At 68.6% G+C, this 10,089-nt stretch carries 10 protein-coding genes and 1 tRNA gene; 4 read left to right on the forward strand and 7 right to left on the reverse strand.

What is annotated here, in order from left to right; all coding sequences use genetic code 11:
- Positions 1–236: 236 nt before the first annotated feature.
- On the reverse strand, positions 237–899 hold the full coding sequence (locus NS4_RS23810) for a TetR/AcrR family transcriptional regulator (protein WP_157106199.1): 663 nt from the start codon (positions 897–899) through the stop codon (positions 237–239).
- A 67-nt stretch (positions 900–966) separates the two neighbouring features.
- On the opposite strand from NS4_RS23810, the gene NS4_RS23815 reads away from it, so the two are divergent.
- The gene (locus tag NS4_RS23815) at positions 967–2,421 is read left to right on the forward strand and encodes an MFS transporter (RefSeq protein ID WP_245665661.1); all 1,455 of its coding nucleotides are present in this window, start codon (positions 967–969) and stop codon (positions 2,419–2,421) included.
- 76 nt (positions 2,422–2,497) lie between these two features.
- A complete protein-coding gene (locus NS4_RS23820; RefSeq protein WP_063061734.1) occupies positions 2,498–2,884 on the forward strand; it encodes a cupin domain-containing protein in 387 nt (128 codons plus the stop codon).
- Between the two features lie 27 nt (positions 2,885–2,911).
- Here NS4_RS23820 and NS4_RS23825 read toward each other — a convergent pair whose 3' ends face one another.
- From NS4_RS23825 to NS4_RS23850, 6 genes are all read right to left on the reverse strand, one after another.
- Positions 2,912–3,829: a ribonuclease Z gene (locus NS4_RS23825; RefSeq protein WP_063061735.1), complete on the reverse strand. Its 918-nt coding sequence runs from the start codon at positions 3,827–3,829 to the stop codon at positions 2,912–2,914.
- A 201-nt stretch (positions 3,830–4,030) separates the two neighbouring features.
- Positions 4,031–5,188, reverse strand: a complete 1,158-nt coding sequence (locus NS4_RS23830) for a hypothetical protein (RefSeq protein WP_063061736.1) — start codon at positions 5,186–5,188, stop codon at positions 4,031–4,033.
- Between the two features lie 81 nt (positions 5,189–5,269).
- Entirely contained in the window at positions 5,270–5,515 is a 246-nt protein-coding gene (locus tag NS4_RS23835; protein WP_063061737.1) for a hypothetical protein, read from the reverse strand.
- Between the two features lie 120 nt (positions 5,516–5,635).
- Positions 5,636–6,616: a ribose-phosphate diphosphokinase gene (locus tag NS4_RS23840; RefSeq protein ID WP_063061738.1), complete on the reverse strand. Its 981-nt coding sequence runs from the start codon at positions 6,614–6,616 to the stop codon at positions 5,636–5,638.
- Positions 6,613–8,103 (reverse strand): bifunctional UDP-N-acetylglucosamine diphosphorylase/glucosamine-1-phosphate N-acetyltransferase GlmU, encoded by a 1,491-nt coding sequence (glmU, locus tag NS4_RS23845; protein WP_063061739.1) that lies wholly within the window; start codon positions 8,101–8,103, stop codon positions 6,613–6,615. Before glmU ends, NS4_RS23840 begins: the two co-directional genes overlap by 4 nt.
- A 43-nt stretch (positions 8,104–8,146) precedes the next feature.
- Positions 8,147–8,217: transfer RNA gene (locus tag NS4_RS23850), tRNA-Gln, on the reverse strand.
- Positions 8,218–8,536: 319 nt separating this feature from the next.
- Between NS4_RS23850 and NS4_RS23855 the strand changes: the two genes are divergently transcribed.
- A complete protein-coding gene (locus NS4_RS23855) occupies positions 8,537–9,199 on the forward strand; it encodes a TetR/AcrR family transcriptional regulator (protein ID WP_063061740.1) in 663 nt (220 codons plus the stop codon).
- A gap of 162 nt (positions 9,200–9,361) precedes the next feature.
- Complete coding sequence (locus NS4_RS23860) at positions 9,362–10,009, forward strand: TetR family transcriptional regulator (protein WP_063061741.1); 648 nt, start codon at positions 9,362–9,364, stop codon at positions 10,007–10,009.
- Positions 10,010–10,089 lie beyond the last annotated feature (80 nt).

Here is a 10,089-nt window from a genome sequence, read left to right on the forward strand (position 1 = left end):
GGATAATTTGTTCAGGTATACGATCGGACCGGGTATGGATCCCGCCTTTTCCAGAGGCGATCGGATGCATCCCGACGCAGGGTCCGATGTGCTGTGGCGGCCGTGATCGGACCACCGGTGGCGCGGCTACCCGCCGTGCCGCCGGTGTCCCCGATGGGTCCGGGGGCCTCCCTGCGCCGCCGCGCCGCGTTCTTCGCGGGTTGTCCCGGCCGGGAGTCGCTGAGCGCGAACGTTCCCTACTGGCCCGGCTCCGGTCCGACCAGGCCGGTTATCAAGGCTCGGAGCCCAAGCAGATAGGTGTCCTCGGCCGTGAGCTCGACCCAGCGCGGGCCGAGTCGGGCCAGGTGCGGCAATGCTTCCGGATCCAGATCGGCGAAGACCTGTTCGCGGAAGGTGGGGCGGCCGGCGGCGGCGCGCTGGGCAGAGCGGGCGCGGATGATGATCTCGCCTGCCGTGTAGTGCCAGATGATCCGGTAGGCGCGCACCGCTTCGTCGGGGGTGAGTCCGCAGGCGACAGCACCGTCGATGATCGCTTCGGGGGCCCAGAGCGCGGAGACACCCAGTAGATCGTCGGCGGCGAGGATCTCGACCATCCAGGCGCGGGCGGTGAGCACGTCGTGCATCGCGCACGCGGCGGTGATCATCTGTTCGCGTGGATCTTCGGGTAGTGGTGGCCAATCCACGTGGTCGGCGTAGTCCTCGAGCAGTAGCCGCAGCAATTCGTCCTTATCGCGTACGTGGTGGTAGAGGGCCATCGGGGTACAGCCGAGTTCGGTGGCCACCCGGCGCATGGTGAGTGCGGCCGAGCCGGCGGCGGCGATCACCGCGTCGGCGGCGGCCACGATCTCGGCGCGGGAGATCTTCGGCGGTCTGCCGGTGCGCGGCGCGGACTCGGTCATGAGGCCATCTTGGTGCATCCGCGTTCGAGCGCTGGACACGGGCCAGCCGTCGAGTTACTTTTTATACGTGTATAAAAAGCTTTCCGGTCGATCGACGGTCGCCCTGGTGGCCGTGGCGACGGCCCAGTTCATGGTCGCGCTGGATATGGCAGTGATGAACGTCGCGCTGCCGTCCATTCGCGCCGACCTCGGCTTCGCGCCCCTGGATCTTGCCTGGGTGGTCCACATCTACGCGCTGACCTTCGGTGGATTCCTCTTGCTCGGCGGTTCCGCGAGCGACCTGTTCGGCCGGCGGCGGCTGCTCACCGCCGGGCTCGTGGTCTTCGGTATCGCCTCGCTGGCCGGTGGGCTGGCGCAGCAACCGTGGCAGCTCGTGGCCGCGCGCGCTGTACAGGGTTGCGCGGCCGCGGCCCTGGCTCCGGCCGCACTCGCTGTACTCACCACCACATTCGCCGCCGGCCCTGCCCGGGTCCGCGCGCTCGGTGTCTGGAGCGCGGTGAATGCGGCCGGTGGTGCCGGTGGTGTGCTGGTCGGTGGGCTGCTCACCGAATACGCCGACTGGCGCTGGGTGCTGCTGGTCAATCTTCCGCTGGTAGTGGTCGCGGTGGTCGCGGCTTCGGGCGCAATCGACACCGATACCGGGCGCGCCGTCGGCAACCGGCTCGACCTGCTCGGGGCGCTGGCGGCTACCGCCGGAATCGGTCTGGTGGTGACCGGGGTGATCCGGACCGACCGTTACGGCTGGTCGGCACCGATCACTATCGCGACCCTGGTGGCCGGCGTACTGTTGCTGGCCGCGTTCGTCGTGGTCGAGAAGCGTACTGCCGCACCGCTGGTGCGGCTCGGCTTGTTCGGCAATCGCTGGGTCAGCGGTGCGAACCTGTTCGTGTTCCTCGCCGCCGGTGGTCAATTCGCGGCCTTCTACCTGGTCTCGCTGTACATGCAGCAGGTTTTGGGGATGGGCGCGGGCGCCACCGGGGCAGCCTTCCTGCCTTTCTCGGCGATGAGTGTGGCCGGCACTGTGATCGCCACCAGGGCCGGTGTGGGCGCGACGCCCCGGCCGGCCCTGATCGCCGGCGGCCTGGTCACCGCGGCCGGGCTTCTCTGGTTCGCCGCGATCGGCCCCGGCGGCAGCTTCCTCGGCGATGTTCTGGGTCCGTCCCTCGTATCCGGCCTGGGTATCGGATTGTGCCTGGCCCCGGCCGCGGTGGCGGCCGCGACGGGGGTGGACGTCCGGGAGGCCGGTACGGCGTCGGGTGTGTTCAACAGTTCCCGTCAGCTCGGCGGCTGCGTGGGGGTGGCGGTACTGGCGACCGTGGCCGCGAGCCGGACCGGCACGGCCACCGATCCGGTCGCGTTGAGCAGCGGTTACGCGCGGGCCCTGCTGATCTCGGCCGCGGTCTTCGGACTGGCGGCCGTGGTGGCCGCGGTGGTGCTGCCCCGCGGCGCGGCGTCCGGCGGGGACGACGGGCCGAGCCGCCCTTCCGATCCGTCAGGAAAGCGCGGCCGGGTCGCGGCGTGACAGGCCGGCCGGCGCCGGGGACAGCCGCCGACAGTCCCCCGATCTGTTCGACAAATCTCCACGAAAGGAACCGACCATGACCACGTCCATCGACATGTTCGCTCGCGCACTGAGTTTCCACCCCGACGGCCGGGTACGAGCCGGCGAGCGGCGGATGCGCGAGGGTACCGACGGCTGGCATCTCGCCGCCTTCCACGTCGAAACCGACGCCGACGTCCACGCCGATTACTGGGAGATCCACCCCGGTTCGGAAGAAGCGGTGTGCTGTCTGTCCGGTGCGTTGCGGCTCTATCTACGTCCGGAACACCCCGGCGGCGCCGAGACCGAAGTGTGCCTGAGCGCGGGCACGGCGTTCGTCGTACCACGTAACCGCTGGCATCGGCTCGAACTCGACCAGCCGTCCGACATCATGTCGATCGGGTTGCGGGACGGGACGCGGATGGAGCAGGTCCTCCGAACGTGACCGCCGGCCTTCGCCCGGCCCGAGTGGTCAGCGGCGGGACGGGAAGGGGATACGGTCCAGATCCGCGGCGACCACTATCTGCCCACCGAACACCCGCCGCGCCTCGGCCAGATGCTGATCGAGAGCGGGATATCGCTGCGAGAAATGGGTCAGGACCAGGGTCCGCGCACCGGCCTCGGCGGCGATCCGGGCGGCCTGCCCGGCGGTGAGGTGGCCGTATTCGGCGGCCAGCCCGGCATCGGCGTCGACGAAGGTCGCTTCGATCACCAGCATGTCCACCCCCGCGGCGAGTTCCCGCGCGCCGGGACAGATACGGGTGTCCATGACGAACGCGAAACTCTGGCCGCGCCGCAGCGTACTCACCTCGTCGAGGGTCACCGTCCGACCCTGCCAGTCGATTTCGCCCTCGCGTTGCAGACGGCCCACCATCGGGCCGTGCAAGCCGAATTCCGCCAGCGCCTCCGGCCGGATGCTCCGGTAATCGGGTTCGGTGAGCCGATAGCCGAACGCCTCCACCGGATGGTCGAGCCGGGCGGCGGTGATCTCGAAGGGGGCGCCGGGAGCCGGTAGTGCGCCCGGTCCGGTGACCGGCCGCTCCCGGAGTTCGACCGTCCGGTGGTAGGCGGTCGCGTCACAGAGGTTGTCGAAGAAACGCCGGCCCGAGGCCGGGAAGTAGGTGTCGATCGGGTGCGGGACCCGGTCCAGGTTGATCCGCTGCACCACCCCGGCCAGGCCCAGACTGTGATCACCGTGGAAGTGGGTGATCGCGATCCGGGTCAGATCGGTCGCGGAGATGCCGGCGCGGATCATCTGCCGCTGGGTCCCCTCACCGGGATCGAACAGTACGACCTCACCACCCCAGCGCAGTGCGTAACCGTTGTGATTGCGCTGGGTCGTCGGCACCTGGCTGGCGGTGCCCAGTACGACCAATTCCCGCTGTGACATCTATCCGCACCACGGCGGCGGGGCCGCCCCTGTCGCCGCCGCGCATTCACCGGCGCCTCGTTCCTCGGGCATGGCCAGACGATATCTGTCACCGAGGTGGCGCGTACCACGCGGGCGCAAGTGCGACCACGACCGAGACCGCGGTGGCGTTCGGGCCCTCGGATGCGGAACTCGCTGTATTCACGGGTGGTATTCGTCCGGTCAGCCGAACGATTCGTTGGGCACGATCTCGGTGCCGGTGAGGAGCAACCCGATCACCACACCCACCACGAGACATATCGCGGCCGCGACGGCCGCCCATTTGCCCAGGGGCTCGCCGCGGATATGTCCGATGACTCCGAGCACGATACCGGCGGCGCCGAACACGATCGGGCAGAACAGCAGCGAGACCGCGGCGCAGACGAAACCGATGATGGACAGCACCTGCGGTCCCGAACGTTCCGGCTGCCGGTCGGCGCCGTAGGGCTGGTACTGCTGTTGTTGTTCGGGGTAGGCGGGATAGCCTCCGGTCCCGGGCGTCCCGCCCGGCCGGCCGCTCTGCTGCCCGCCCGGTGCGCCGCCGCCGGACCATCCGGGAGCGCCGCCCCAGCCCGCCTGTTCCTGCGGACCCCAGCCGGACTGTTCCCCCCAGCCCGCCTGTTCCTGTGGACCCCAGCCGGACTGTTCCCCCGAACCCCAGCCGGACTGTTCCCCCGAACCCCAGCCGGACTGTTCCTGCGCACCCCGGCCGCCCGGACCGCCGTATCCGCCACCCGATTGTCCGCCGTACCCGCCCGGCGGTGGGTACTGCCCACCACCCGGTGGCGGATAGGGCGACCCGCCCTGTGCCTGCCCGGAATCCGGATACCCGCCGGGTGACTGCTGCTGCCAGGCCTGCCCAGGGGACTGTTCCTCGGGCCGCGCCGACCAGGCCTGCGGGGGCACTTCACCGCCGGGTGGGCGCTGCTCCGGGGCGCCGGGGTACCGGCCGTGCTCGTAGGCTCCGGCACCTTCGCCGGACCCCGGCGCGGCCTGTTCCGGCCCGGATGTGGACCGGGGTCCCCGGCCGAGCAGTTTCGGCAGATACTCGGTGGGTGGGTCGTCCGACCGCGCCGCCTGCGCACCGTACGGTTCGCCGGTCTCCGGCGGCTGCGGGGCGCCGGAGACCGTGTCACCCGCCGGGGGTTCCGGAGCGTTACCCGGGGTCTGCGTGTCGTCGGGAGGTTGCGGGGCGCCGGGAGTGACATACGGCTCGTCCGGTGTTTCCCGCGGGCGGTCCGCCGCGGACCCGCCGGTGGCACCGGAGTCGGGTTCCGGCCGGTCTGTGCTCCTGTCCTCCGGCCTGTCACCGGAGTCGCGCGGGTCCTGCGGTGTGCTCATCACGTCTCCTCGTTCGTATCGTCGAGGGCTCGTAGGCCGGTACCGCGGTGCGGGCGTAGCGTCAGCTGCCGGGTTCGTCCCCTATTCGGGTTCTTCTTCGATATGGATGGCGGCGGCCTCGGCGGGCCGGTTGTCATCGGCGGCGCGGTCGCGCCGGTCCGGTTCCTGCCGTAGCTCGTCGGCTATGCCGAGGCGGCCGTCGTCGTCGCCTTCCCAGTTGCGAATGCGCAGGTCGGCGGGCGGATCCTCGATATAGCGTTCGTAGGCGCGGACCTCGTCCTCCTGGTCGTCGTCGCCCATATCGGGCTCTCGTGGTTCGCGATCCATACCAACCAGTATGCGCCGCCACGGGGCCGCTCGGCGGGACCGTGACCAGCGGTGTCGACTTTCCGACCCGAACGCAGAACGGCCCCGGACCGATGGGTCCGGGGCCGCTCGCGGTAAGGATCAGGCGTTGCCGTTGAACAGTCCGGTCACCGAACCGTTCTCGAACACCTCACGGATGGTGCGGGCCAGCAGCGGCGCGATGGACAGCACGGTGAGCTGCGGGAACTTCTTGTCCTCGGTGATCGGCAGGGTGTTGGTGACCACGACCTCCCGGGCGCCACAGGAGGCGAGCCGCTCGGCGGCCGGAGCGCTCAGCACGCCGTGCGTCGCGGCGATGACCACATCACCGGCACCGGCCTCACGCAGCACGTTCACCGCACCGGCGATGGTGCCGCCGGTGTCGATCATATCGTCGATGAGGATGCAGGTGCGGCCTTCGACGGAGCCGACCACCCGGTTGGACTTCACCTGGTTCGGGACCAGCGGATCACGGGTCTTGTGGATGAACGCCAGCGGCGCGCCGTCCAGCGAATCCGCCCACTTCTCCGCCACCCGGACGCGGCCGGAATCGGGGGAGACCACCGTGATGTTTTCGAGGCTGTAGTTGGTGCGCACGTACTCGGCGAGCTGCAGCTGCGCGTGCATATGGTCGACCGGGCCGTCGAAGAAGCCCTGGATCTGGTCGGTGTGCAGGTCGACGGTGACGATCCGGTCGGCACCCGCGGTCTTGAGCAGATCGGCGACGAGGCGGGCCGAGATGGGCTCACGGCCGCGGTGCTTCTTGTCCTGGCGGGCGTAGGGGTAGAACGGGAGGATCGCGGTGATCCGCTTGGCCGAACCGCGCTTGAGCGCGTCGATCATGATCAGCTGTTCCATCAGCCACTGATTCAGCGGCGCCGGAAAGCTCTGCAGGACGAAGGCGTCGGAACCGCGGACCGACTCCTCGAACCGGACGAAGATCTCCCCGTTCGCGAAATCACGCGCGGTCTGCGGGGTGACGTGAACGTCGAGTTCCTTGGCGACCTGCTCGGCTAGTTCGGGGTGCGACCGTCCGGCGAAGAGCATCAGGTTCTTCTGGTTGTCGATCCATGACGCGGTCACTGCTGGTTGCCATCCTTAAGCTTTGTTGCCCGACCTGGTGTCTCTTCGGCCGCGAGAGCTCTCGCCGCCGCATCTGCTGCAGCGGTTCCCGGTCGTTTCCGCTGCACCCAGTTCTCGATATTGCGCTGAGGCCCGCCGGACACCGCCAACGCGCCCGGTGGAACGTCTTCCCGCAGTACAGTACCTGCCCCGGTATAGGCGCCGTCACCCACGGTCACCGGGGCGATGAACATCGTATCGCTGCCGGTACGTACGTGTGAGCCCACGACGGTGCGGTGCTTGCGCACCCCGTCGTAGTTCACGAACACACTGGATGCTCCGATGTTGCTGTGCTCGCCGATGGTCGCGTCGCCGATGTAGGTCAGATGCGGGACCTTGGTGTGCCGGCCGATCTCGACGTTCTTGGCCTCCACGAAGGCGCCGATCTTGCCGGACTCGCCCAGCACCGTGCCCGGCCGCAGGTAGCTGAACGGGCCGACCGTCGCCTTCGCGGCGATCGTCGCGGCTTCACCGTGGGTACGGATCACCCGGGCGCCGTCCCCGACCACTGTGTTGGTGAGGGTGGAATCCGGGCCGATCTCGGCGTCCTCGCCGATCACCGTGGTACCCAGCAGCTGCACTCCCGGGCGCACCACGGTGTCGCGGCCGATCCGGACATCGGTGTCGATCCAGGTGGTGGCGGGATCCATGATGGTCACGCCGGCGCGCATATGGCGTTCCAGAATGTAGCGGTTGAGCGTATGGGCCGCGGCGGCCAGCTGCACGCGGTCGTTCACGCCGGTGACCTTGGCCGAATCGACCAGGCGGGCGCCCTGCACGGGGTAGCCGGCCTCGCGGGCGAGTTTCAGGACGTCGGTCAGATACAGCTCGTGCTGGGCGTTGGCGGTGGACAACCGGCCCAGCATGGTGCGCAACACCCCGACGTCGAAGGCGTACACGCCGGAATTCACCTCGCGGATCGCGGCCTGCTCCGGAGTCGCGTCGGCGTGCTCGACGATCTCGGCGACCTCACCGTCGGCGTCCCGCACGATCCGGCCGTAGCCGTTGGGGTCCTCGGGTACGAAGGTGAGGACCGTGACGGCGGGGCGCTCGGAATAGCTGCGATGCTCATCGAGCAGTGCGGCCAGGGTATGCCCGTCCAGTAGCGGGACATCCCCGGACGTGACGATGACATCGCCGGCGAAATCGGCGGGCAGTCCGGTGAGCCCGATCTGCACGGCGTGCCCGGTACCGAGCTGCTGCTCCTGCACCACCGGCACGATCTCCCGGTCGAGTTCGCCTGCCACCGCGGCCGCGGCCGCCCCGACCTGCTCCCGGTCGTGCCCTACCACCGTCACCAGGTGACGCGGCCCGATGGCATCGGCCGCGTACAGCGCGTGCGCCAGCATGCTGCGCCCGGCGAGCGGGTGCAGCACCTTGGGCGTCTTCGACCGCATTCTCGTACCGGCACCTGCGGCTAGCACGATGACGGCGGTCTGCTCCTGCATGAATCTCCCTCGGGCCGACGATGGTCATCGTGCACGCGAGCTGCTCCGCCGCCAGGACTCGAACCTGAACTATCTGAACCAAAATCAGAGGTGCTGCCATTACACTACGGCGGACTGTCACACCGGCGGGTACCCGAAACCCGCCGCTGTGCCCCGGCACGGGAACGATACTCGCATGCCACCCCGGGATACGTCGAACCGTGGAGGTGACGACACGCCAGCGGCCCGGCGCCGCCCGGGTGACTCGGGCCGCCACGGGTCTGGGACAGTTGATCTCGATGGTTCTGGTCGCAGGTCCGGCTCCGGCTCCCGCGACCCCGATAACCAGGGAGGCGGGAACGTGGCGTCGGGAGAACCGAGAACAACCGGGGAGTCGCGGGCCGCCGGTGACGCGGAAGAGGCCACCGAACAGGTCTCGGCGGGCCGTCAGCGGATGACGGGCACCCAACGGCGTCAACAGTTGATCGAGATCGGTCGCGCGCTGTTCGCCGAACGTGGCTACGACGCCACCTCCATCGAGGAGATCGCGCAACGCGCCCTGGTGTCCAAACCGGTCGTCTACGAGCATTTCGGCGGTAAAGAGGGCCTCTACGCGGTCGTGGTCGACCGGGAGATGTCGATGCTGCTGGACATGATCACCTCCTCGCTCACCAACAACCGGTCGCGGGTGCGGCTCGAACAGGTCGCGCTGGCCCTGCTCACCTATATCGAGCAGCGCACCGACGGGTTCCGCATCCTGGTCCGAGATCAGCCGGTGTCCTCCACCGACGGCCGCTACTCGAGTCTGCTCAACGAGGCGGTCAACCAGGTGGCCCATCTGCTCGGCGGCGATTTCGAACGCCGCGGTTTCGATATCAGCCTGGCCGGCCTGTACGCGCAGGCGCTGGTCGGGATGGTGGCCACGACCGCCACCTGGTGGCTGGATGTGCGCAGTCCGTCCAAGGAAGTCGTCGCGGCACATCTGGTCAATCTGTGCTGGAACGGTTTGAGCCATCTGGAGGCCGACCCCCAGCTCAGCTCGGAATGGCCCGCCCTGCCCGGGTCGCCTCCGGCGAACTCGCCGGGCGGGCAGCACAGTTCGGGCAACCGCCGATGAACTCCCGGCGAATTCGGGCGAGGCTGTGAATCGACAGACGTAGCGAACACGGATGGTACGGTTCACCCATCCTTTGGGTGCTGTTCGGGCGGTAAGTCGGTCTACTTCGACAATGTCGGTCTACTTCAGGATGGCTGGTTATTGGGATGACAGGCGGAGCTGATGGCTAGGCAAGCGCGCGCGGAGATCACTCGCGATTCCGTTCTCGCGGGCGCTGCCGATGTCTTTCTGCGCTTGGGCTACGCCAATGCGAGCCTCAGCGAGATCATCGCGCAGTCCAACGTGACCAAGGGCGCCCTGTACTTCCACTTCGGGTCCAAAGAGGAATTGGCCCGCGCCGTGGTCGACCAGGGCAACGAACGCCTCATCGCATCCTGCAAAGGATTCTTCGACTCCCGGGTCCCCGCGCTGGAGGCCGCCATCGGCATCACCTATGTGGTCGCCGACCTGTCGATGAACGACCCGATGGTCGGCGCCATGCTCAAACTGACCCACCAGATCGGCGACTACCGCGGCGCCAACGGCGACAATATCGCCAAGACCTGGGGCGAGACCTATCGGCTCCTCACCGAACGAGCGATCACCCAGGGCGACCTGCTCCCCGACCTCGACCCGGAGACCGTCGGCCTGCTGCTGTACGGGCTCACCACCGGAATCCATATCGTGGCGGTCGGCACGGAATCGGTCGATCAGATGGCCGCGCGAATGGAACGGGCCTGGTACTTCCTGCTCCCCTCCATCGTCCCCGACGACAAGGTGTCGTACTTCCGCGAGTTCGCCGCTCGCCGCCTCCGCCGCTACGTACCGTGATCCCGGCGCCGCCTGGGACCGCATGCTGACCCGGCCGTCAAACGCCGACGTAACCGCATGAGTCGAGTTTTGCGAGACAC

The organism is Nocardia sienata NBRC 100364 (assembly GCF_001613205.1).
GTDB classification, from domain to species: Bacteria; Actinomycetota; Actinomycetes; order Mycobacteriales; family Mycobacteriaceae; genus Nocardia; species Nocardia sienata.

Excerpts from the sequence above, each read along its gene's own strand:
- NS4_RS23810 (WP_157106199.1), bottom strand. The coding sequence starts at position 899 with ATGACCGAGTCCGCGCCGCGCACCGGCAGACCGCCGAAGATCTCCCGC.
- NS4_RS23820 (WP_063061734.1), top strand. The coding sequence starts at position 2,498 with ATGACCACGTCCATCGACATGTTCGCTCGCGCACTGAGTTTCCACCCC.
- NS4_RS23825 (WP_063061735.1), bottom strand. The coding sequence starts at position 3,829 with ATGTCACAGCGGGAATTGGTCGTACTGGGCACCGCCAGCCAGGTGCCG.
- NS4_RS23830 (WP_063061736.1), bottom strand. The coding sequence starts at position 5,188 with ATGAGCACACCGCAGGACCCGCGCGACTCCGGTGACAGGCCGGAGGAC.
- NS4_RS23835 (WP_063061737.1), bottom strand. The coding sequence starts at position 5,515 with ATGGATCGCGAACCACGAGAGCCCGATATGGGCGACGACGACCAGGAG.
- glmU (WP_063061739.1), bottom strand. The coding sequence starts at position 8,103 with ATGCAGGAGCAGACCGCCGTCATCGTGCTAGCCGCAGGTGCCGGTACG.
- NS4_RS23855 (WP_063061740.1), top strand. The coding sequence starts at position 8,537 with ATGACGGGCACCCAACGGCGTCAACAGTTGATCGAGATCGGTCGCGCG.
- NS4_RS23860 (WP_063061741.1), top strand. The coding sequence starts at position 9,362 with ATGGCTAGGCAAGCGCGCGCGGAGATCACTCGCGATTCCGTTCTCGCG.